19 protein-coding genes and 1 CRISPR repeat array are annotated in these 23,507 nt (G+C 40.9%); of the genes, 2 read left to right on the top strand and 17 right to left on the bottom strand.

Annotated features, from left to right (window positions below):
• Positions 1 to 15: 15 nt before the first annotated feature.
• Positions 16 to 651, top strand: a complete 636-nt coding sequence (locus MJY40_RS00895) for a cyclase family protein (protein WP_317855209.1) — start codon at positions 16 to 18, stop codon at positions 649 to 651.
• Positions 652 to 764: 113 nt separating this feature from the next.
• Here the strand turns inward: MJY40_RS00895 and MJY40_RS00890 are convergent, their stop codons facing one another.
• From MJY40_RS00890 to MJY40_RS00840, 11 genes are all read right to left on the bottom strand, one after another.
• A complete protein-coding gene (locus MJY40_RS00890) occupies positions 765 to 1,565 on the bottom strand; it encodes an enoyl-CoA hydratase/isomerase family protein (RefSeq protein WP_317855208.1) in 801 nt (266 codons plus the stop codon).
• A gap of 46 nt (positions 1,566 to 1,611) precedes the next feature.
• Positions 1,612 to 1,758 carry a hypothetical protein gene (locus tag MJY40_RS00885; protein ID WP_317855207.1) on the bottom strand — a complete coding sequence of 49 codons (147 nt, stop codon included), beginning with the start codon at positions 1,756 to 1,758 and terminating at the stop codon, positions 1,612 to 1,614.
• Between the two features lie 20 nt (positions 1,759 to 1,778).
• On the bottom strand, positions 1,779 to 3,899 hold the full coding sequence (locus tag MJY40_RS00880; RefSeq protein ID WP_317855206.1) for an acetate--CoA ligase family protein: 2,121 nt from the start codon (positions 3,897 to 3,899) through the stop codon (positions 1,779 to 1,781).
• Positions 3,900 to 4,134: 235 nt separating this feature from the next.
• Positions 4,135 to 5,073 carry an ABC transporter permease gene (locus tag MJY40_RS00875; RefSeq protein ID WP_317855205.1) on the bottom strand — a complete coding sequence of 313 codons (939 nt, stop codon included), beginning with the start codon at positions 5,071 to 5,073 and terminating at the stop codon, positions 4,135 to 4,137.
• 1 nt (position 5,074) lies between these two features.
• Positions 5,075 to 6,154, bottom strand: coding sequence for an ABC transporter permease (locus MJY40_RS00870; protein ID WP_317855204.1), 1,080 nt, complete (start codon positions 6,152 to 6,154; stop codon positions 5,075 to 5,077).
• Positions 6,135 to 7,721 carry an ABC transporter ATP-binding protein gene (locus tag MJY40_RS00865; RefSeq protein ID WP_317855203.1) on the bottom strand — a complete coding sequence of 529 codons (1,587 nt, stop codon included), beginning with the start codon at positions 7,719 to 7,721 and terminating at the stop codon, positions 6,135 to 6,137. The genes MJY40_RS00870 and MJY40_RS00865 overlap by 20 nt, the downstream gene beginning before the upstream one ends.
• Before the next feature lie 96 nt (positions 7,722 to 7,817).
• Positions 7,818 to 8,801 carry a BMP family protein gene (locus MJY40_RS00860; RefSeq protein ID WP_317855202.1) on the bottom strand — a complete coding sequence of 328 codons (984 nt, stop codon included), beginning with the start codon at positions 8,799 to 8,801 and terminating at the stop codon, positions 7,818 to 7,820.
• Between the two features lie 823 nt (positions 8,802 to 9,624).
• The gene (locus MJY40_RS00855) at positions 9,625 to 10,917 is read right to left on the bottom strand and encodes a TRAP transporter permease (RefSeq protein WP_317855201.1); all 1,293 of its coding nucleotides are present in this window, start codon (positions 10,915 to 10,917) and stop codon (positions 9,625 to 9,627) included.
• Positions 10,871 to 11,608, bottom strand: coding sequence for a TRAP transporter large permease subunit (locus MJY40_RS00850; RefSeq protein WP_317855200.1), 738 nt, complete (start codon positions 11,606 to 11,608; stop codon positions 10,871 to 10,873). The genes MJY40_RS00855 and MJY40_RS00850 overlap by 47 nt, the downstream gene beginning before the upstream one ends.
• Before the next feature lie 18 nt (positions 11,609 to 11,626).
• Positions 11,627 to 12,619 carry a TAXI family TRAP transporter solute-binding subunit gene (locus MJY40_RS00845; protein ID WP_317855199.1) on the bottom strand — a complete coding sequence of 331 codons (993 nt, stop codon included), beginning with the start codon at positions 12,617 to 12,619 and terminating at the stop codon, positions 11,627 to 11,629.
• A gap of 182 nt (positions 12,620 to 12,801) precedes the next feature.
• Entirely contained in the window at positions 12,802 to 13,650 is an 849-nt protein-coding gene (locus MJY40_RS00840) for a MurR/RpiR family transcriptional regulator (RefSeq protein WP_317855198.1), read from the bottom strand.
• Between the two features lie 194 nt (positions 13,651 to 13,844).
• Here MJY40_RS00840 and MJY40_RS00835 point away from each other — a divergent pair, with 194 nt between their 5' ends.
• On the top strand, positions 13,845 to 15,227 hold the full coding sequence (locus MJY40_RS00835) for an aspartate aminotransferase family protein (RefSeq protein WP_317855197.1): 1,383 nt from the start codon (positions 13,845 to 13,847) through the stop codon (positions 15,225 to 15,227).
• Between the two features lie 326 nt (positions 15,228 to 15,553).
• Positions 15,554 to 18,002: a CRISPR direct-repeat array (repeat unit 32 nt; unit sequence ATTTCTACTCACGCACCTACGAGAGGTGCGAC).
• A gap of 155 nt (positions 18,003 to 18,157) precedes the next feature.
• Here MJY40_RS00835 and cas2 read toward each other — a convergent pair.
• Genes cas2 through cas5c form a run of 6 tightly spaced genes read right to left on the bottom strand, consistent with a single transcriptional unit; the run spans position 18,158 to position 23,507 of the window.
• Positions 18,158 to 18,448 (bottom strand): CRISPR-associated endonuclease Cas2, encoded by a 291-nt coding sequence (cas2, locus tag MJY40_RS00830; protein WP_317855196.1) that lies wholly within the window; start codon positions 18,446 to 18,448, stop codon positions 18,158 to 18,160.
• Positions 18,449 to 18,456: 8 nt separating this feature from the next.
• Positions 18,457 to 19,479 (bottom strand): type I-C CRISPR-associated endonuclease Cas1c, encoded by a 1,023-nt coding sequence (gene cas1c, locus MJY40_RS00825; protein ID WP_317855195.1) that lies wholly within the window; start codon positions 19,477 to 19,479, stop codon positions 18,457 to 18,459.
• Complete coding sequence (gene cas4 / locus MJY40_RS00820) at positions 19,476 to 20,099, bottom strand: CRISPR-associated protein Cas4 (protein ID WP_317855194.1); 624 nt, start codon at positions 20,097 to 20,099, stop codon at positions 19,476 to 19,478. Before cas4 ends, cas1c begins: the two co-directional genes overlap by 4 nt.
• A gap of 4 nt (positions 20,100 to 20,103) precedes the next feature.
• A complete protein-coding gene (cas7c, locus tag MJY40_RS00815) occupies positions 20,104 to 20,964 on the bottom strand; it encodes a type I-C CRISPR-associated protein Cas7/Csd2 (RefSeq protein WP_317855193.1) in 861 nt (286 codons plus the stop codon).
• 1 nt (position 20,965) lies between these two features.
• Complete coding sequence (gene cas8c, locus MJY40_RS00810; protein WP_317855192.1) at positions 20,966 to 22,780, bottom strand: type I-C CRISPR-associated protein Cas8c/Csd1; 1,815 nt, start codon at positions 22,778 to 22,780, stop codon at positions 20,966 to 20,968.
• A gap of 4 nt (positions 22,781 to 22,784) precedes the next feature.
• A complete protein-coding gene (cas5c, locus tag MJY40_RS00805; RefSeq protein WP_317855191.1) occupies positions 22,785 to 23,507 on the bottom strand; it encodes a type I-C CRISPR-associated protein Cas5c in 723 nt (240 codons plus the stop codon).

Raw genomic sequence — 23,507 nt, 5'->3', positions numbered from 1 at the left:
AAAAGGAGAATACTTATGGCTTTTCAAGATTTATCCCAACAAATGAACCCCAACATGCTGGTTTGGCCAGGCGATCCACAACCAGAATTCAAGGTTTCCTGCACCTTTGAAGAAGGCAATTGCAGAAGCACTTTGGTTTCCTTCACCACACACACAGGCACACACGTAGATGCTTTTTCTCATATTGTGCCAGAAGGTGCGCCCATGGATCAAATTCCTTTGGATCATTTCTTTGGCACAGCAACCATTATTGATTGCACAGGACTTGCACCAAACGCTGAAATCAACATTGATCTAGTGGAAAACCACCCTGAAATCAAAAATGCGTCTATTTTGTTGTTCCGCACAGGTTGGGACAAATATTTCAATACAGACGCTTATGCAGATGGATTCCCAGCAATCAGTGTAGATTTGGCACAATGGATGGTGGATCACAAAATCAAAGCCGTTGGTGTGGATTGTTATTCTGTTGATCCTACAACCTCCTTTGCAATGCCATCCCATCAAATTTTGATGCGTGGCGATGTGGTCATCTATGAAAATCTTTGTAACTTGGATAAAATCGACGCAAGCACCTTTGAATTTTACGGATTGCCCATTTGTTTCACTGGACTAGATGCATCCCCAGTGCGTTGTTTGGCACGTTGGTAAAAAACAACTCGAAATCAGGATTTCGAGTTGTGGACAGAGGTAAAAAAGACGATTTCCTTTGACAGCCAAAAGGCTACTGATTTATGCGTCAGTAGCCTTTTTTTTGCCTATTTTTATTTGAATCTAGCGTTCAGCCAGTGCATCGCTGCCTTTGTACCTTCTGCTTTTTCAATTTCATCATATTGTGCGCTCAATTTGGTGGTCATAAATTTGGAAAGCACCATATTGTCCCATGCCCATTCGTTCATTTGATTGAATCCCATACCATCCAAAGCGTTGTTCAAAATACGTTTTGTCATTTGCATGGTTTCTGTTGGCATATTGGCAAGTTTTTGTGCCAATTTTCTTGCAGTATCATCCAATTCGTCCAAAGGCACTACTTTTGTTACCAATCCCAAGCGATATGCTTCTTGTGCATCAAAACGATCTGCCAAAAGCAACACTTCTTTTGCACGTCTGGAGCCAATCAACCAAAGCATACTAGGTTGTGGCAAGAAGGAATAACGCATTTCGGTTTCGCCGAATTTTGCATCTTCAGAGCATACAACAAAGTCCACCAAGTTCACCAAATCCAAGCCACTTCCCATGCAATAGCCTTGTACTGCCGCAACAATCGGTTTATTACAATTCCAAACACGTTGGTTGTGTTGGCTTTCTTTTCTAATTTCTTGCCATTGCCCCCACATATCTTCTTTTTGGTCAGCGGAGGCTTCCAAGTCAAAGCCTGCACAAAATGCACGACCTTCACCCTTAAGCAGTACACTGCAAACGTCGTTGTCTGCTTCCACCAAGTCCAAAGCGGCAATGATTTCATGCCAAACTGTTGGGTTCAATGTATTCAATTTTTCTGGGCGTGCAAAGGTAATGGTTGCAACACCGGTTTCCACTTCATAACGAATGGTTTCAAAATTCATATCAATTCCTCCTGATTCAATATTAAGGTCAAGGTCAAGATCAAGATCAAAAGATAAGACCTTGAGGTTTTACTTCAAACTCCACCACCCTTTGAATGGTCATCACTTTGCAAGCAAAGCCACCTACGGTGTCCGCCACTTCTTTGGCGGTGAATAGTTGGACGTAAACTTTATTCAAGACCATTTCACGCAAGGTAATAGTCACCTAAATCCTCACTTTTTCACAATCAAGCCATCAACAGCCTTAACTCCCTTGCCTTGTTCCAACACGATTACAGGGTTGATATCCATTTCTCCAATGGTATCTGCATTTTCCGCTGCCATCACGCTGAATTTACAGAGGAAGTCTGCCAATGCATCCACATCTGCTACCTTTGCACCCCTTGCTCCATAAAGAAGTTTTGCACCTTTGAGGCGATCAATCATAGCAAGCGCTTCTGTTTTGGAAACAGGAGCCAGACTTAGGGAGAAGTCTTTGAAGATTTCCACAAAGATACCGCCGATACCCACCATAATGGTTGCCCCATAATGAGGGTCATTTTTTGCACCAACCAACATTTCCACACCTTTATCCACCATTTCTTGTACAGAAATGCCAGTGATTTTCGCATCTGCTTTATACGCTTTTGCACGGTTCATAATCAAGTCATACGCTTCGGCAACTGCTTCTTTATTTGCAATGTCAAGTGCCACAATGCCCGCTTCTGTTTTATGCAAAATATCAGGAGAATCTACTTTCAAAACCACAGGATAACCCATTTTTTCTGCCGCTTGGATGGCTTCTTCTTTGGTTTGCACCAATTCATCTTGTGCCACAGACAAGCCATATTTTGTGAACACCGCTTTGCTTTCGCCTTCACTCATACTGGTTACTCCATCTGCAAACACAACAGGAGAAACGCCAGATGTTGGAATTTCTTCCCCATCCGCTTTTGCTGCTTTTTGGATATTACTCCAATCCACCAACAATTTGATGGCTTTCAAGGATTCATGGGCACCCTGCAACAATGGGATATTCCCGTCTTTCAATACTTGTGCAAAGTTTGCATCGAAACCTGCTGAAATTGGAGAAAATACCACAACTGGTTTGGAAATTTCTGTTTGTACTTCTGCAATTGCTTTCGCTACTGTACAATACAACGCAGATTCTGCCTTTGCCATTGCCGCTTCTGCATCTTGGCATACCAAAATCAAGCCCACTTCTGGGTCATCTGCCAATGCACGAATACATTCTTTGTATGCATCTGTATCGAACAATGCAGTGGTCACATCCAAAGGATTTGCTGCTGTTGCAAAGTCTGGCAATACTGCACGAATGCGTTCTTTTGTGCCTTCGTTGATTTCCCCAAAGGAAACCCCAATTTCTGCCGCAACGTCACAAGTGAAGCCCAATTGCCCACCAGAGATTGCAGTACAAGCGATTTTATTTGTTGTCAATTCCACTTCTCGGAGTTTGGAAAGCAATTCACAAGTTTCTGCCAATTCATCGAAACTATTTACAGTCAACATGCCATTTTTTGCAAAATATGCATCAATGACAGCTGTGCTACTTGCCAATGCACCAGAGTGGGCTGCTGCTGTTTTCTGACCAATTTCAGAGCGTCCAGTTTTGAACACAACAATTGGTTTTTTCTTTTCTACGGACATTGCTGCAACTTTCGCCATAGCTTCTGGATTACGCACCGCTTCCAAATACCCAGCCAAAACTTGTGTGCCACAATCGTCCAACATATATTCAAAATAATCTTCCACACCAAGACCAGCTTCGTTTCCACAGGAAATCAAATAGCTATATCCTGTGCCACGTCCTGCACTGCTCATGGCGATACAAGCAGAACCACTATGGGCAACCATACCGATTGGACCTGCTGTATGCACATTGTCAAGAGGTGCGCTATACAAAGGGATGCCTGTTTGCATGTTAATCAAACCAAGACAGTTTGCACCACAACAAGCAATTCCATTTTCTTCCAAACTACGAGCAACTTCTTTTTCGAGAGCTATACCTTCTGCACCAGTTTCAGAAAAACCGCTTGCAAAAATCACTGCTGCTTTCACACCTTTTGCCTTCATTTCTTCGATGGTAGGCAAAATCAATGTGCTACGCAAAGAAATGACACAACATTCCACATCATAAGGAATTGCTGTAAGAGATGGATATGCCTCCAATCCCAGTATCGATGTTTTTTTCGGATGTACAGGATATAAACCACCTTGAAACTCGAAGTCAATCAAGTTTTGCAAGGTCAAGCCACCTGGATTGTGTTCCGAACAACCTAAAATCGCAATGGATTTTGGGTTCAAAAGATACTGCATGTTGTCGATGGGTTTCATTTTATTTCTCCTTTCAAAGAATCCATTTGTCTGGATTCAAAGCCTGCCTTTGCTCATAGACAAGCCACGCATAGACCGCCATCCCAAACTACACCAAGGATAGCATATAAGCAATTTTGATTACCTAAAATGATACAGATTTCCTGCAAACTTGTCAAGAATATCCATCATTTTTACATCAAAAAAGGGCGTACACACAGGTGCGCCCCTACAATACTTCAATATCTGTTTATGTTTAGTGATTTTCCCTTTGGTAATTGGTACCATTTGCCGCTGGTGCAACAGATTTTCCAACAAAGCACACAAGTGTCACCAAAGTAATCACATAAGGCAACATCATAAACAAATGATAGCTAACCCCTGTTCCAAGTGCCTGCAAGCGAAGTTGCAACGCATCTGTGAAACCAAAAAGGAGTGCTGCAAGCAAAATGCCTGCTGGTTTCCAACGTCCGAAAATAACTGCCGCCAAAGCAATATATCCACGTCCACTGACCAAGTTATCTACATATACATTCATATATCCAACAGAGAGATATGCCCCTGCAAGTCCCGCCAAGGAACCACACAAAATAGAACCCACATATCGCATGGTGGAAACGTTAATCCCCATGGAATCTGCCGCTTTTGGTTGTTCCCCAACTGCACGCAAATTCAGCCCCAAACGTGTGTGGAACAACACATAATGACACACAGGCACAAGTGCATATGTAATGTATACAAAAATATTTTGTTTGAACAACACACCAACAAGAGGCAAGCCACACAAAACAGGAATGTTGATATTTTTGAGACCATCAATCATAGCTGGTGTTGTGGAAATACCAAACGCCAAACGATAAATTGTGGTTGCAAGTCCTGCTGCCAAAATATTGATTGCCATACCAATTACAATTTGATTGGCATTGAATTTGATGGATGCCACAGCAAACACCATATTCACCAAAACCGCAAATACAATGGCAAGCAAGAACCCTGCTGTATTGCTACCAGTCAAGCTCACACCAATGAAGCCAGCCACAGCGCCTGCTGTCATAAGACCTTCCAAACCAATGTTGTTCAAACCACAACGTTCTGAAAAAACAGAACCCAATGCACAAAGAAGAAGCGGTGTTGCCATACGCAATGTGGCGCCGAGAAGTTCCATAATGAAATTCATATCCATAAAGATTTCCATATTACGCCTCCTTTTCTGTTTCGATGGTTTCTGTTGTCATTTCTGTTGTTTCTGTTGCTTTTCTTTTTTTGTAAAAATGAACTCCAGCAGATGCCACTACGAAAATGATAATCAACGCTTGGATGATGTCTACAACTGCTGTTGGAATACCTGCTTTTCTTTGCATACTGCTACCACCTACACGCAAAGCCCCAAACAACACAGAAGAAACCAGCACCCCCACAGGATGCAATTGCCCAATGAGCGCTGTCGCAATACCATCATATCCATAACCACTGCCAAAACCGCTCATCAATCTAAATTGTACCCCAAGCATTTCCACTGCACCTGCAAGACCTGCAATCCCACCAGAAATTACCATGGATTTTACAATATTTGCTTTGATGGGTACACCACTATACAATGCCGCAATAGGATTTAGACCTGTCATACGCAGTTTGAACCCTTGACTTGTGTAGAACAGATAATACAAAACAGCAATACACACCACAATTGTGATGATCAAACCAAAATGCACACGAGTCGATGCAATCAAAATCGGCAAATGATATGCTTCTGCAATGGCATCTGTTTGTGGATTATTGTACCCTGTTGTTTCTTTCATAGGTCCAATGACCATATAACTCAAAAGACTCATGGCGATGTAGTTCATCATAATGGTGGAAATGACCTCATTTGTCCCTTTCCACGCTTTGAGCGCACCAGGGATGAAGCCCCAAAATGCACCAGCCAAAGCACCACATACCAAAGCTCCGAAAATACCAATGGCAGAAGGAAGTTCTGGAAATGCCAAAGCAAATGCCATGGAACCAATTGCCCCCAACATAATTTGACCATCGGCACCAATGTTGAAGGTACCATTTCGGTATGCAAAAGTCACTGCAAGACCAGCCAAAGCAAGGGGAATCGCCTTCACCAAAGTTTCCCCAAAGCTATTCACGGAACCAAATGCACCCTTTATCATCAAGCCATAAGCAGTAATGGGGTTGACTCCGTTCATCACTATGAAAATCCCACCAATCGCCAATGCCAAAATCACACTGACAACAGGAATCAAAATTTTACGCAATCTCTGATTCATTTGTCCCCTCCTTACCAGCCATCATTAGGCTTAATTTTTGCATATCTGGATTTTGTGGATCTACAAAGCCCATGATTTTTCCTTCATACATGACACAACAACGATCAGATAGACGCAAAACCTCGTCCAAATCGGCACTGATGACCAAAACTGCACCGCCTGCATCACGAAACTCTTGGATTTTGCTATGGATGTATTCACTGGCACCAATATCCACTCCACGTGTGGGATGTACAGCAACCAAAATCTTGCAATTGCTTTCAATCTCCCTTGCCAAAATCACCTTTTGTTGATTTCCACCAGAAAGTGAGCCAACACTTTGGTCAATGCCCGAGGTACGAATGTCATAACGCTCCACCATTTTCTTAGCATATTCTTTCAATTCTTTATATTGTATGAACCAGCCACCTGATTTTGAATTGGGTGCTTGTTCCATATTTTTCAAAGCCAAATTTTCATAAATACTCATTGCCCCCACAAGACCCATTGCATTTCTGTCTTCTGGAATGAGTGCCATGCCCGCTTGGATGAAGTCTTTGACACTTTTGCCAGACATATCCACGCCATCTAATTTCACTTGTCCCATTTGCGGATGTACCACACCCATAAGGAGTTGAGCAAGCTCAGATTGTCCATTGCCATCCACACCAGCAATGCCAACAATTTCACCTTTTTTCACTTGGAATTCTGGAATGGATAGACGCTCCACACCATCTGCACTTTTGTACCCAACATCTTCCAAAGATAAGAAGGCATTGCCAATATTTTCTGCCATAGGAATGTGATCCATCACAACAGAACGTCCCACCATAAAGCTACCCAATTCATCCATTGTGGTATCTGCTTTGTTGACTTCTGCAACAGATTTGCCCAATCGCAAAACAGTAATGCGATCACAAATCTCCATAACTTCCTTGAGTTTATGAGAAATGAAAATGATGGTGTGTCCTTGTTCATTCAAACGACGCAAAATAGCAAAAAGACCTTGTGCTTCCGCTGGTGTCAAAACCGCTGTCGGTTCATCCAAAACAATGAGTTTTGCATTGTCCACACAAAGAACTTTGATGATTTCCACCCTTTGTTGCGCACCAACAGACAAATCACCAACCAATGCATCTGGATCTACATCCAATTGATATTTTTCCGATAAATCCTTGATTTTTGCTCGTGTTTTTGCAAGTGGCAATTGGAATCCTTGACTTTTCAAGCTAAGCATTACATTTTCCACAACCGTCATGGCTTCAATCAACATAAAATGTTGGTATACCATGCCAATGCCAAGTGCCTTTGCTTCTTGTGGTCCCTTGAAGGATACCTCTTTGCCATCAAACACAATCTTTCCACCATCTTTTTGGTATAAGCCTGAAAGAATGTTCATCAGCGTAGATTTTCCTGCACCATTTTCACCCATCAATGCATGGATTTCACCTCGTTTGATGCGAAGTGATACACGGTCATTTGCAGTAAATGCACCAAATTTTTTGGTGATATCTTGCATATAAAGAAGATATTGCTCCTCCATAAGATCACGTTCCCTTTCCAAAATAGTTGCTGTTGTCAGTTCCATAGATACAACGATAGGGTTGTCCCAAAACAAATCATTTCAAGACAGCCCCAAAAGAGTGGCATACCCAAAACCAATGGATATGCCAAGTTATTCAAATTATTCTACTACGATTGCACCGCTTGCCAAGTCAGCCAAAATGCTTTCCAATTCAGCCACAACATCTTCGCCAACCAAGTCGTTGTAACGACCGAAGTTCATCAAAGAAGCATCTGCATAGTTTGTTGTACCAACATAACCACCTGCTGCAACTTTTCCAGCCACATCATAAATCAACGCTTCGTTGCTCATCAAGATACTGCCATAAACTGCTGCGGAGGAATCCAAACCATCCAAAGGTTCTGCAAGTGCGTGGATGCCAGCTTCTTCACAACCTGCATAGATACCTTGGTTACTGGAACCAGCCCATGCAAAGATGACGTCAGCGTTTACTGTTGTTGCTTGGGAAATTGCAAGTTCTTTGCCCTTTGCAACGTCATTCCAAGAACCGACCATTGCAGAAACTGCTTGTGCATCAGGATTTACATATTTTGCACCTTGTTCAAAGCCAGAAGCTCCGTCCAAAGTAGGTTGCATATCTGTACCACCAATGAAACCAACAACCCCTGTTTCAGACATAAGACCTGCAAAAGCACCGCCCAAGAAACCACCTTGTTTATTGTTGTAACCCATTGCTGTTACATTTTCTGCTTCCAAACCAAAGTTGACACCAGCAAAATGTGTTTCTGGGAATTCTTCGTGCAATTGGGAAACTGCATCTTCGAAGTTATTGCCAGAAAGTACAATCAAGTCATAGCCTTCTGCTGCATATTCACGGATTGCTGTTACGAAATCAGCTTGATCCAAGTTTTCAGAATATGCCAATTCATAGCCATAATCTTCGCTTGCTCTTACACCACCTGCATAACAGTCAGCATACCAACCGCCATCATTGATGGAACCATCCATAACCAATGCCAATTGCAAAGCATCTTCTGCTGGTGCATCTGTGGATGCCGCTTCTTCGCTACCGCCACATGCTGCCAACATAGAAGTTGTCATAACCGCCATCATTACTGTTGCCAAAATTCTTTTTTTCATCATTTTCTCCCTCTCATATGCCCTACATATTTTCTTTGGCATCTACCCTGCCAAACCCTAAAAAATCACTGTTTTTCCTTGAACTTTCAGTGTTTCTCAAGAACAAAGTATATCACTTTCGTATCACATCGTCAATTGAATTCGACAAAAACCAAGGCTTTTCGGCAAAGGTTACTTTTTATAGTAAGAAGTGCCTTTGCAATTGTGCAAAATGAACCTTTTTCACACCTTTGTTTGCTCCGTATATACATTTGTTTTTGTACTACTCCCGCCTTCCTCCGCATATACTATCTACAAGCAAATATGCAGGAGTTGTTCAGATTGAAAACATATATCGAAGAACGTGCCATGTAGGGACGTCCCTATGTGGGCGCCCGTTGGCATGCCACCATCAGAGAAATGACGAAGAAGTTTGGGGTTCAAGTCCACAGTGCATACGCTTCTCACCAAATAGAACGATTGGGTAAGCTTGGTGGTGGAGTGACGCGGGAAAATCCTAGAAATCAAGGGTTTGTGGCTATTAGATGGACAAGCTGCATTTCATAAACACCTACAAACAAGCCAACAATTTCATAAACTACACATAAAACACAAGTCCCAATTAAAGATAAAAGGGCTTAATAGAATGACGTAGGGGTCGATGCCCTCATCGACCCGCTTACTAGTACACCGTTATTGCGGGCGGATGTGGGCATCCGCCCCTACGCTAAGATAAAATACAGTAGGTCTCATCATCTTTAATTGGGACAAACACAAAAACCCCCAGTCGGTTTTTACGCCGATTGAGAGTTTCTTTTTGTCATTCTTTTTTCTTTTTTACGAAAAATTATGAAACCACACTACTTTTCCCCATAAAACTTCCAGCATATTTTTTCACACGCAATCTTTGGACTGCATAAATACCAATCATAATGCATGCTCCCAAAATATCAGTGCCTGTACTAGGGATAATCAAAACAATACCTGTTGCAAATAAAACCACTCGTTCTATCTGATTGCAATGATCCTTGAAATATCCAGACATACCAGATGCAATTGCCATCATACCCACAACTGCTGTGATGATTGCAATGAGGATGGATACAATAAATGCCGAGGTTGCCACACCTTCTGGACGTACCAAAACCAATTCTGGATTGAGTACAAAAATATATGGCACCAAATATGCTGCAAACCCCAAACGAAAGGCATTGAATCCTGTTTTCATGGGATTGGAACCTGCAATACCTGCACCCGCAAATGCAGCCAAAGCAACTGGTGGTGTAATATCTGCAACAATGCCAAAATAAAATACAAACAAATGGGCTGCAATAGGCTCCACACCCAAAGCAATCATAGCAGGTGCAGAAATGGTGGCTTGGATGATATAATTTGCTGTAGTTGGTACACCCATACCCAAAACAATGGAGCAACACATGGTCAAAAACATGGTCAAAAACAAGCTACCCCCAGCCAAATCTACAATTCCATTTGCCATCCGAAGACCCAAACCAGTCAATGTGATTACCCCAACGATGATCCCAGCTGCACCACAAGTGACTGCAACAGAAATGGCAGAAACAGCTCCTTCGTGCAAAGCATGGATGAAGTCGTTTCCAAATTTCGGCAAAGATACTTTTGTGCTTTTGTGCATCTCCACAAACCAAATGGCAATACAAGAAGCAATGCCCCAAATGGCAGCACGCATAGGAGTATACCCAGAAACCAAAAGTACCACAATCAACAAAACAGGTGCAATCATATACCAACCACTTTGGATCAACACTTTCAATCCTTGGCGTTCTTCTTTTGGAATGCCCATCAATCCATTTTTCAATGCTTCAAAATGCACATTTGTGAAAATACCAGTGAAATACAAAAGTGCTGGAATACAAGCTGCCAAAGCAACTGTTGCATAGGAACAACCAATGTATTCTGTCATAATAAATGCAGCAGCACCCATAATGGGTGGCATCAACTGACCACCTGTTGAGGCAGCCGCTTCCACCGCACCAGCAAATTCTGGTTTATATCCTGTTTTTTTCATAAGTGGAATTGTGATGGAACCTGTGCTTACAGTATTGGCAACAGAACTACCTGTCAAAGTACCTTGCAATGACAGCCGCTTTCGCAGGTCCACCAACAGAACCACCACAAGCACTCATGGCAAGACTGGTCAACCAATCACCAACACCACTTTTTTTCAAGAAAGTAGCAAATAACAAAAACAGGAATATAAAGGTAGAAGAAACATACATAGGTGAGCCCAAAATGGCTTCTGTACCCAACCATTCAAAGGTCAACAAGCGTTTTGCAGAAATATTGGCATGTGCCAAAAATCCTGGCAAATCCTGACCAAACAACCCATAGCACAAAAACATCGCCACAAGCACCACAATGACATTGCCAGAAACACGTCTAGTTGCTTCCAAAATCAACACCATTGCAATGATGCTGATGATAAAATCTGCTGTGGTATATAGACCACTTCGCAATTGGAGTTGTTCATAAAAAATAATATGGTATAACCCAATGCAAACACTGAGCAATGCAAAAATATAATCATACACAGGGATTTTTCTTTGATTTTTTGTGGCTGGATACAACAAATATACCAAGGTCAATGCTGCTGCAATGTGTGTGCCACGTTGGATGGTAGAAGGAAATACACCAAAAATCGCTGTGTATAGTTGGAAAATAGACCATGCTACTCCCAAAACCACAATGAATTTCCCCATAAACCCATCAAATGTACGTATATTGGATTCTTTGTCATATTTCTTGAGAATATCTTCTCCATTTATTGCGTTTGCTTGTTGTGTCTTTGTCATGTTCTTCACCCTATCCTTTTACTTCAATTCATCAGGTATCACAATGCCTTGTTCTTCATAATATTGGATTGCACCAGCGTGCAAAGGAGTTGTAATGCCATCCAATGCTGTTTCCAAACTGATATATCCACCAGCAGAATGTGCTGTTGCAACTGCTTCTGCATTTTCATATAAAGATTTGGTGATATTGTAAACGGTTTCTGTATCCAAATCTGCTGCACAATACAGTGCTGCTTGACAAGTGATTGTGTTGATGTCTTCTGTGTTGGAATATGTACCAGTTGGAATGACAAATCTTGTGTAATATGGGAAACTTTCTTGGATGGTTGCCAATTCCTCATCAGAAATATCAATAAAGTTGATTTGTTTCACTGTTTCCAATTCTGTAATGGAAGATGCTGGCACAGACAACACTGCACAACTTGCATCCAACAAATTGTCTTGCATTTTTGTCACTGCATCGGTGAAGCTATCTCGTTCCACGCTGATTTCTGTTGCCATATCCAATCCAGCTACTGCAAATACAATTTCAGAAGAGGATGCTGTTCCTGAACCAACAGGACCAATGGCTACAGACAAACCAGCCAAATCAGAAACACTTTCTGCTCCTGTTTCTGCGGATGCCACAATTTGGAATACTTCTGGATATACAACACCAATGGTTTTGAAATTGGTTTGCGCTCCTGTTTCTGCATATACCCCTTCGCCATTGTAGCAATTGTCTGCAATGCTATTCATGGATAAACCCAATTCCACTTCACCTGCATTGAGCAAATTCATATTTTCTGTGGATGCTCCCGAAGAAATGGAATTGACTGTAATGCTTTCCAAATCATCTGTCCAAGCATTTGCCATGGCAGCACCCAAAGCATAATAGGTTCCACCACTGGAACCCGTTGCTATGGTCAAACTTTTTGCACCATCACTGCTTTCACTGGAGCCGCAACCACTTGTCAAAACACCTACCATCAAACAAGTTGCCATCAGTATTGCAATTTTTGTTCTTTTCATATACATTACCTCCCAATATATCAATCTTTGCCATGTCATAAAAAAAAGACGCAACAGGATGAACTGTAGCGCCTTTGATACAATATCAGGATTATAGCAAGGAGTTTTCCAAAGGTCAATAGAAAATGAAAATATTTTTTCATTTTGTGTATTTTATGAAATTTTATTGTCTTTTTAGTGGGTTATTCGTTAAAAATATGGAATGTACTCCAAAGTTTGCTGGCTTCTTCTATATTTTGTGTCACTTTTTCGTTTTTCACATGGCATAAATAGGCAATCATAGCATTTATGATGGAAAGTGGCGCCACATAGGTGTCAAATAAAGATGCAACCTCTGTTTCTGCAAACAACGCATATGTGCTACATGGCACAATGGGCGATGTGTAGGAATCCGTCAATGCAACGGTAGTACAATTTTGTTCCTTTGCATATTCCATGATGTGAATGGTACTTTGGGTATATCTGGCAAAGGTGATGCCAAATACAACGGTGTCTTCATCGAAATAGCGATATCGTTCGCTGGCTTCATCCACTGTAGATACCAAACACACATCATCAAAAATCAAATTGAAATAATAATGCATAAATCTTGCAAGTGCCATGGTGCTACGCCCTGCAACAATACAAATCTTTTTGCTTTCCAAAAATGCTTCAATAATGGCAAAGAAAACATCTGTATCCAAATTTTGCAAAATATTTTTCACATGTTGTGCATCATCTTCAATGACCTGTTTGATGAAAGCTTCTTTATCGCTATCAATATCCTTGGACAAACGCAACCTTTCGTGTATGGTGATTTTTTGCTCCAAGGCTTGTTGGAGTTCTTGTCGAAATTGCGGATATCCCTTATATCCCAAAGCAGAACAAAAACGTACAATGGTTGCTTCACTTGTTCCAGAAAGGTTTGCAAGTGTTGTAATATTCAAAAAAGAAACCTTTGTTTTGTTCTCCAATATGTAATCTGCCAATTTCTTGTGGCTTTTGCTCATACTTTCTTTTGCTTTTGCAATTTTATCAAAAATTTCGTTCATAAGGCACCTACTTTCTTTGTGATTTCTTTTATTGTAACGTATATTTTCAAATAACTCAAGTCCACAACGAAAGAAAATGAAAATTATTCTCCAAAATAAAATATTTTTAAAAATATATTGACAAATTGAAAATTGGCGGTACAATGGGTGTATTCAACTGACGTGAACCACAAACGAAGAAAGAAGGTATTCATATGACATTGGAAACACTCATGGAAGTATATAAAACCCGTACCAAAACTTCAGAAAAACTCCACAAAGAAGCCACACAAACCTTGCCTGGTGGTATTGCTGCCAACATCAAATATTATGACCCCTATCCCATTTTTATGGAGTCTGGTTCTGGTGCAACTTTGACAGATGTGGATGGAAATGAATACATCGACTACTTGGCATCCTATGGTCCATTGATTTTGGGTCATGGTCATCCTGCTGTGAAACAAGCAATTACAGAACACTTGGAAGAATGTGGTGCCATTTTGTATGGTACACCCAGTCAAATTGAACATACATTTGCCAAAAAAATCATGGAATATTATCCTTCTGTGGAAATGCTGCGCTACACCAATTCTGGTACAGAAGCAACCCTTTTGGCTTTGCGTATCGCCTATGGATACACAGGAAAATACAAAATTGGAAAATTTGAAGGCCATTATCATGGTGGATACAATCAAGTTTTGGTCAGTGTCAATCCACCTATTTCCGAAGCTGGCGACATTGAAAATCCAACACCTATTTTGGAATCACGAGGTGTGGAGCCTAGTCAATTGGAAAATACAATCATTTTACCTTTCAACGATTTGGAATCTTGTACCAAAATCTTGGAAAAACACCAAACAGAATTGGCTGCCATCATCATGGAACCGATTTTGTCTGGATATGTTCCAGCAACACAAGAATTTATGACAGGACTCCGTGAAGTCACTGAAAAACTTGGCATTTTGTTGATTTTCGATGAAGTAAAAACAGGGTTCCGTGTGGGTATGAAAGGTGCCCAAGGAATTTATGGCATCAAACCTGATATCACTGCCATGGGTAAAGTCATTGGTGCCGGCATGCCTTTGGGTATTGTTGGTGGTAGAAGTGATATCATTATGACCACAGCGCCCATCAGCGGTTCCGATGTGTTTGATAGTAGTACCAGCAAAACCTCTTCTGCACAAGATGTTTTGTTCCATAGCGGTACATACAATGGTCACCCTTTGATTTTAAAAGCAGGACTTGCAACCATTGCAGTTTTGGAACAGGAATTTGACCATATTGTTGCTTGCACAGACCTTTTGAAATCTGGCATTCAAAAATTGTTTGCAGATAGAGGCATCAAAATTGTAATGGTTGGTGAAGGCACCGTATTCAACTATTGCATTACCCAATTGGATGAAATCAAATGCTATCGTGATGTGCAACAATCTGATTTTGCTCTTCGTAAAAAAATTGATTTTGCTCTTTTGAATGAAGGTATTTACAACAAACCAACCAATCGATATAGTGTGTCTGTTTGTCACGATGAAGCTGTTGTTGCCAAAACTTTGGCTGCCTATGAACGTGCTTTGGAAATGGTTTTCCATGAAGACTAATGCTTTCTTCTCTGTTTCGGTGATAAAATCCATTCCTCTAACGTATACTGCTATAAGCAAATATGCAGGAGTTGTTCTAATTGAACCACATCGGCATTCCAAGCGTGCCATGTAGGGGCATCCCTATGTGGACGCCCGTTGGTATGCCACCATCAAAGAAATGACGAAGAAGTTTGGGTGTCAAGTCCACAGTGCATATGGGTGTCACCAAATAGAACGGTTGGGTAAGCTTAGTGGTGGAGTGACGTGGGAAAAGCCTAGAAATCAAGGGTTGTGGCTATCATATGGACAAGCTATTTTATAATTCATCATCAATATCCAACACACTTTCTACTCACGCACCTACGAGAGGTGCGACACGAAAACGGATGTACATTTCTGCCACAAGCAAAGATTTCTACTCACGCACCTACGAGAGGTGCGACGTAAACAAGCGTGTTTGCAATCCTATAATAGTAATTTCTACTCACGCACCTACGAGAGGTGCGACAGAACCAGCAGTGACACGCAGGATAGGCTAGATATTTCTACTCACGCACCTACGAGAGGTGCGACAGCACATCTGTCTGATTCTGCGCCTTTGGTGGTGATTTCTACTCACGCACCTACGAGAGGTGCGACTTCCTGTGGTGTATGTTTTGTGATGACCTCGTAATTTCTACTCACGCACCTACGAGAGGTGCGACTTCAAGTGGTAAAAGGTCAAAAATCATATCATAATTTCTACTCACGCACCTACGAGAGGTGCGACTTTTTCTTTGCAATGAAAAATGGAAAATGGAAATTTCTACTCACGCACCTACGAGAGGTGCGACTCCAGTGACACCACGCATCTTGATTTCTGCTTCCATTTCTACTCACGCACCTACGAGAGGTGCGACCACTGGTTTTTTACATGCGTTTGCATCCTGAAATTTCTACTCACGCACCTACGAGAGGTGCGACATACTGCTACAGTGCTAGGGTCTGTTTTGTTGCAATTTCTACTCACGCACCTACGAGAGGTGCGACAACAGGCTCTATGCAGAATTTGGCGACCAAGTGATTTCTACTCACGCACCTACGAGAGGTGCGACCAAACACAGTCTATCACGCTTTTCCTAAATAGTCATTTCTACTCACGCACCTACGAGAGGTGCGACAAATACATTGACAGTCCCACCTGTAATGTTTGGAATTTCTACTCACGCACCTACGAGAGGTGCGACTCATTTGGATCTAAATTTGCCCCGCAAATGGGACATTTCTACTCACGCACCTACGAGAGGTGCGACGGAGGATAAAAAAATGATGAACTATGAACTATCATTTCTACTCACGCACCTACGAGAGGTGCGACTTCATACATAGCTTGTAAGCCTTTTCTGTGCTTATATTTCTACTCACGCACCTACGAGAGGTGCGACAGGAAAGTATCATTTTACAAGTGGAAATGATACAATTTCTACTCACGCACCTACGAGAGGTGCGACTATATCAATTTATAATAATAGTTAGTTGATAGTATTTCTACTCACGCACCTACGAGAGGTGCGACTGAAGATTGCATTGAAGATATTCTTGATTTTATTATTTCTACTCACGCACCTACGAGAGGTGCGACGGTCACTTTGATTATATGTTAGATTGTCAGTCTATTTCTACTCACGCACCTACGAGAGGTGTGACAGGACTTTAGTGTAGTGCAGTATCGCAGTGGTGATTTCTACTCACGCACCTACGAGAGGTGCGACCATAGAGCCCGACATAGCCGTAGGTGATACTGTATTTCTACTCACGCACCTACGAGAGGTGCGACGTCTGCCCCTGTTGTGCTACTAAAATAGCACACATTTCTACTCACGCACCTACGAGAGGTGCGACGGCAACCCCAGCAACATTATCCAAACTGCTTTCAATTTCTACTCACGCACCTACGAGAGGTGCGACGATATGGCGGCAGCGGTTTGGGTTCGGTGTTATTTCTACTCACGCACCTACGAGAGGTGCGACCCAATACTCCAACAACTACCATAGCCATATAGTCATTTCTACTCACGCACCTACGAGAGGTGCGACTGGGGCAAACGTGCAACCAGAAACAATCATGATGATTTCTACTCACGCACCTACGAGAGGTGCGACAATTATTGATGGCGGTGGAGCTGTTAGCGTTGAATTTCTACTCACGCACCTACGAGAGGTGCGACGGTGGTTTGTTTGGATAATTTTACATATAACGCATTTCTACTCACGCACCTACGAGAGGTGCGACCGGATGCACGATTTACCCACAAGGGACATATGAATTTCTACTCACGCACCTACGAGAGGTGCGACGGAGTGACAACATGAGCAAATTTGGAGCATGGGTATTTCTACTCACGCACCTACGAGAGGTGCGACGGCAAATGAACAGCCTTTCAGAATTTACATGGTGATTTCTACTCACGCACCTACGAGAGGTGCGACTGATACCATTTGAGGTGAATATCCCGAAAGACATTTCTACTCACGCACCTACGAGAGGTGCGACAGATGCCAAAGGAAAAGCAACAAAAGAACAAGTTATTTCTACTCACGCACCTACGAGAGGTGCGACAACCCTTGGCTTTGATGCAGAAGAAATGACCAAGATTTCTACTCACGCACCTACGAGAGGTGCGACTAAACCATCCACCTTTTCCAACGCTTGTATGTATTTCTACTCACGCACCTACGAGAGGTGCGACGGCACCTGCTTTTGTGGAACCGTAGAAGATTGATTTCTACTCACGCACCTACGAGAGGTGCGACCGCAACATCTAGCAACGTATTGCCATCGCACACTACATCTAGGTGGACAATTTCTTTTTTCTATCTTTCTATTGCATCTTTTCTCTTTTTTCTCACGAAAACCCTTTTCTTTCTAGGCGAACCCACCGCAGTTTTACCATCCACCACACCTTCGCCTAAATCATCAGCAATCCTTCGGAATTATATCCCTCTTTAGCTCCAATATGCTCCACCTTATTTTGCCAATTGTTTCCCAAATAATAAAATCGCAAACTATCCTTTTGAGGATTCATTTCTTTGATGAGCTTATCTTTGATTTTCAAAAAATCACCATAACTGACATTGACTTCAAACACAGAGTTTTGCACTCGTTGTCCATAATTGACACATATTTTTGCCACTTTACGCAACCTTGTTTTGCCACCTTCATCAGATGTAGACACATCATATGTAATCAAAACCATCATATTATCACCTACTTCAAAATAAAATTGGGATATTCCTCAATATCACCACGAATATACTTTGCAAGCAAATTGCTTTGTACATATGGCAAAAGTCCTAGCTGTATTTTTTGATTGAGATAAGGATGTACAATATCTGAACGTTTTTTACTTTGCCAACGTTCTAAAACTTTTTTACGTCCATCTGCATTCAAATAAACCGCTCCAGAAACTTGCACCTCAAAATCACCTTCATTTAAAATCTTTAGATTGATGAGTCCCAAAACAAAACGTTCTATGATACATCGCATCTCCTCTACCAAGTCACAAGCCAAGGAACTTCTACCACTTCGTAAAGTATGACAATATCCAATATAGCTATCCAAACCAACAGTTTCCAATGCAGAAGCCACCTCATTTGTATAAATGGCATACATAAATGAAAGCAGTGCATTGGTTGCATCCAGTGGTGGTCTTTTGGTGCGAATTTCGAAGTGAAACACCTCATTTTTATTTTTGATGAGCTGATCGAAAATACCAAAATAAGAATGTGCAACATTACCTTCTACACCAATAATCTGCTCCACACTTTCTGTTTGGTACAAAGAATCTACACCTTTTTTGATGGTTTCTAAAGTTTTGGCAATATCTACATCTTCTCGCAAGTCTGGATTATCATGCAAAGTACGTTTGATAACCGTTGCTGTATTGCAAAATTTAGCTGCCATTGTATTTTGAGAAAGCAGTACACCAAGCTCACGAAATGTATCAATTTGTTGGACACGTAAGTTTACATTTCCTCTGGTTTCTCCGCAAACCTTTGCCAAAAACCTTCCATGGGGTGTCATGAAATTAATGGGGATTGCATTTTCTACACATTTTCCCATAAGTGCTGGTGAACAGCCAATATAGCTGAAACACACAACCCCTTCAATATTGAGAATTGGCAATCGCAAAACATCTTTTCCATCCAATTTGCAAACAATATTTTCGCCATCCAATGCCAAATATACTTGCTCATTGGTTACATATAGGGTATTCAACAGTTTTCTCATATACCACCCTCCAAAATATCTTGTAAAACCTTTCGTATATTGGCTTTTTTTCTCTTTGTTGGCATACAAATATCTTTGAAAGAACAACCCGAACATTTTTGTCCTTTTTGGATAGGTGGAATTTGATTTTGTTCTATATATCCACGTATTTCAGACAACGTGTCTTCTAACATTTGATAATAGGCATCGTATTCCTCTCTAAATGGCAGTAATACCTTAGCTTTCTGATTTTTGTAATACAGATAACATTTTGTATCTGTCCCAAAGATTTTATCTACACATACCTTTTGTGCAAATACTTGTAAAGCATCTTCCCTATTGAACGATTTGCCCTTTGGTTGGGTTGGTTTATACTCCATCAATATATACTTCCCTTTTTCCAAAATTAAGCTATCGGTTACACCAAAAAGTCCCAAGTCATCATTAAATATGGTGACAGCATGCAAGGTTTTTTGTTCTTTGCCATATACCACTTTTTCCCTATCGTGTACTTTTTCGTGCATCAAATTGGCTTTGATGACAAAGAGATTTTCCACCCATATTTTGTCAATATGGATCAATCCCCAGCGATGTGGACAATACAGAAAGTGCTGTAAATCTCTAATATTGATGCTCTCCATAGGCTTATATTTTGGAAATCAACTGTACACCTTCTGGCATCTCTTCTACAATGGAAATATCGTAGTCAGAAAATGCTCTTGGTGGCATAGAAGAATCCTTTTGTGTGATTTGGATTTTATCAAACAAAATATGAGATGGACAATTGCCCAATACATTTTCATGTTGGAATACATACAATTTACGCATACACATTTTGCCACGAGCAGCACTGTGATCATCCTCAAACATATTGATGATGGCTGTCCACAAAAGTTCCAAATCTTCTTCTGAAAGGTCTGTCACTTTATTTGCAAGGGGTGCAGAAATATAACCTTCTGAACGATAGAGTGCATATGGAATAAAGCTTTTTTTACCCATTTCTGTTGCACCTGTTTCTGCTCTGGTTTCTGTGGTTCTGGCTTGCCTTGTAATGGTCACATCTTGTATATTAATTGGAGAAACGCTTTTTGCAAAATTGATTTGCACAGGACCACGCACAATACCACATGGATCATCACCAGTGGACATAACTGCTCCAAATGTACGCACATCAAAGTAGTTTTTACACATATATTTCTGTGCTGTTTTCACATCATCTGGATTTTTTCCTTTTGCTTTTGTGGGAAGTTCTTCTGCCACATATGCTTCTGTAAACTTGGTATTCAAAGCCTTATCTGGTTTCACAAGAATGCTATATCCCGCTTCCCCATCCTTTGCCAATTCCACATAGTTTCTAATTTTTCGTTTCAAACAAACATCTGTGATGAGTCCATGACTGGTTTCTGGGTCGATTCTTGGGCTATTGCCTGCATCTGGATCGCCATTGGGATTGCCATTTTCCACATCAAAAATCATTACAAATTGGTACGCATGATTCAAAGCCATATTATTCGTCCTCCTTTGTCACTTCATCCACTGTTTTGTCTGTTTTTTCATGTTTTTGATAAAATTGTTGATAATATCCAACAATAAACTTTCCTTGTTCCACCAAACTCAATGATTTTGGAAACTCGCCATCCAACAAATTCATAATTTGACCCATTTCATAGTTCAAATGTTGTCCATAGGTTGCTTTTGGAATATGATTTTGTGCCAAACGCAACAATTTTGGAAATGCAATTGCGGGTGTGGAACAAGCGGACGCAAAGTAGGAATCCTTAATGGTTCGATTCAAATTGCCTCCAGATGCACCTTGTTGCAATTGCTCCAATACTGCAAACAACCTACCACACAAATAGGCTTCATTTGTATTTTCCTGATTCAATGCCATTGTAAACTCCTCCTTTTGACCACTTAATCTCTGTTGTCGATTGATATATGCCTTGATGATAGAAACCCTTGTGGAATTAATTTTTTTGAACATATCCGTATCTGGGTCTGTTTTGATACGTCTGACAATCGTGTGTAGCAACGCATTTGGATAACGATAACCATATACAATCGCCTGCAATATTTTTTCTGTCAATGCAGGGTCATTTTCCACTTTTTTATTGGTTGTAGGTTTCAATTCACTTAAAATTCGCCAAAGTGGTATGGTTTTGAACCCTTCTTCCAATTGCAAATCCACTTGATGCAGTGCAATGTTATGGAGTACATTGGCAAATTTTTGTTTGTAAATGAATTTCAATGCAAGCCTTGAGGAGTTGGGACGCAAGCCAAACATATAAAAAGTGGTTTGGTCATCAATCTCCTCCAAAACCTCCAATCGCTTACCAGATACGTTTCCTTCCCTTGCCTCTTGCATCATGGTATGCAATAAACTCTGGGTTTCCTCATCATCTAGTTTGGAATTTTCAAACATACATTGATTGAACAGCTCTGTACAACTTTGGTTTTTGTCCATTGCAAAGTAAATGATGGTGGTATCATCTATCATTTCTTTGTGTTCTCGATTTGCAAGAAGATAGTTCAAGCTTTCTGTATACCGCTCCATAACCTCCTTGGACACATTGCTGTTGTATGCTTGTTCATTTCCATAGGAGCAAAAAGCATCGTCATTGTATCCAATCAATGCAGAACCCATGGCATTAAAACCTTTGATTTTGTTGTGGATTCTAGCAATACTGGATTTTTCGCCTGAAACTGCACACTGTACAGTTCCTTTTTCTTGGTTGTCTTTTTCCATAAACAATTGGTTCCATTTTTGCTTAATTTGTACATCTTCATGGAGCAAAATATCGGGTCTACCCGCCAAGCAAAAAGCAAATCCTGATGTTTTATAGGCTTTGCCAATGGGTAGAATATAAGGATTTTCTACTTCTTCTGGCGGTACATACGTTTCCAAAAATTTGCGATATGCATTGATTATAGGCGAATCCAAACCTTCTATAAATTCTAAGTTGGTTTGTACAAATATATCATGTGATTTTTTCGCTTTATCTGTTTTATCTTCTGGTGAAAGCACTCCATCTTCAAAGTTCAATCCAAAGATATATAGCGGTCTATGTTCCACAATATTTCCATCAATCCCAGGTTTTTGACTTCGCATAGGTAGCGATACTTCCCTTGGTACCCAAACTTCTTTCTCCTTTTTTCCAACTGTACGCATTTCGTTATTTTGCCAATTCACAATAGAAGCAATTCTGCCATCTTCTGTCAGCCCAATCAAATAGTGAATTTTTACATCTGTATATCCCTTTGGTGACAATTTTCCTTGTTCTGCCAAAATATCATAATACTCGTTCAGTGCCGAAATCAGCATGACTTCACCCCCTCAAGTCCTGTCGATATTTTTTCACATCAATAATACCATTCACCATATGTGGTCGATAATATAAAGTGCTTGCTTGGTCTGAAAATTTAGGATTTTCCCAATCACCATTAACAGGTTGCCCTTTGTCCTGAAAATCCACTTTATAACTCATAAATCCCAAGTCTATATCTCCCATACCACGAATTTCTTCTGCAATTTCTTCCAAATCAAAATCTTCCACCAATGTGATTTTACGAGCTGCATATTCGCTGCACCCCAAACATGGTGTACGAAAAGCTTGTCCTTTTTCCAGCCTACGCTTGATGATATTGTAGTGTTTTTCCGCACTTTCATCTGCATGATCGCTTTGATTTCCCGTCATTTCAAAATGAAAAGCAATGCCATACTTTACATCTTTGAGTATCATAGATGCCCTTTGACTTCTACATTCGCTGGTGTAAATACTTGGATCTTTTCGCATTCCATTCATCTGTCCTCGCATATGTTGCATAGAAACCTTGTTTTTTACTTCATTTCTCCTGATGTTCATAAAATTGATTGGATGATATACCACAATCTCATCAACAACATAACGAATGGCTGGTTTCCAATAAATGCTTTTGAGCAAACCTTCCAATGCACCTGGTGTTGGCACATCATAGCTGACACGCTCCACCTTCAATTCTGGTCTTGTGAAGCAAGCATAATCTCCTTCCACAATGATTTTAAATCCCAT

The sequence above is a fragment of the Chakrabartyella piscis genome, assembly GCA_030067835.1.
Taxonomy (GTDB): domain Bacteria; phylum Bacillota; class Clostridia; order Lachnospirales; family Anaerotignaceae; genus Chakrabartyella; species Chakrabartyella piscis.
The sequence above is the reverse complement of the archived record's forward strand: the minus strand, read 5'-3'. Positions and strand labels throughout refer to the sequence as shown.